The following is a 350-nucleotide window of genomic DNA, read 5'->3' as shown; positions in this document are numbered from 1 at the left end:
ATTCACCCTACTGGTACCAAGGGGAACGATGACCCCGGTGGAGTGTCAACTAAAGATTCTGGAACTTTGCTGCGCATGGGCCGATTCCTGAAAATGCTACTGCTACAACTGCTACATTTGCTACGCATGGGCCGATTCCTGAAAATGCTACTGCTACAACTGCTACATTTGCTACGCTTCAGGGTGGAAAAGGGGCAGTTGTAGCAGCAGCAACTTCAAAAAAATTGGCTCTATGTGAAATACAGTGGGTAACTGAATTTCAGTTTGCCGCACAAAAAGTAAATCATGTTGATGAAATTTCCAGTATTGCGGTAGCCCCTGGCGCGTCTTTTTGCTAGTTGAACCTTGCT

1 protein-coding gene is annotated in these 350 nt (G+C 46.0%); it reads left to right on the top strand.

Features of this window, described 5'->3' with window-relative positions; all coding sequences use genetic code 11:
• Positions 1 to 204, top strand: a 204-nt coding sequence (locus tag IV91_RS19345) for a hypothetical protein (RefSeq protein WP_233418493.1), incomplete at its 5' end; no start/stop codon positions are given.
• Positions 205 to 350: the final 146 nt, after the last annotated feature.

Origin of the sequence: Ferrovum myxofaciens (assembly GCF_000735045.1) — a bacterium.
Classification (GTDB): Bacteria; Pseudomonadota; Gammaproteobacteria; order Burkholderiales; family Ferrovaceae; genus Ferrovum; species Ferrovum myxofaciens.
The sequence above is the reverse complement of the archived record's forward strand: the minus strand, read 5'-3'. Positions and strand labels throughout refer to the sequence as shown.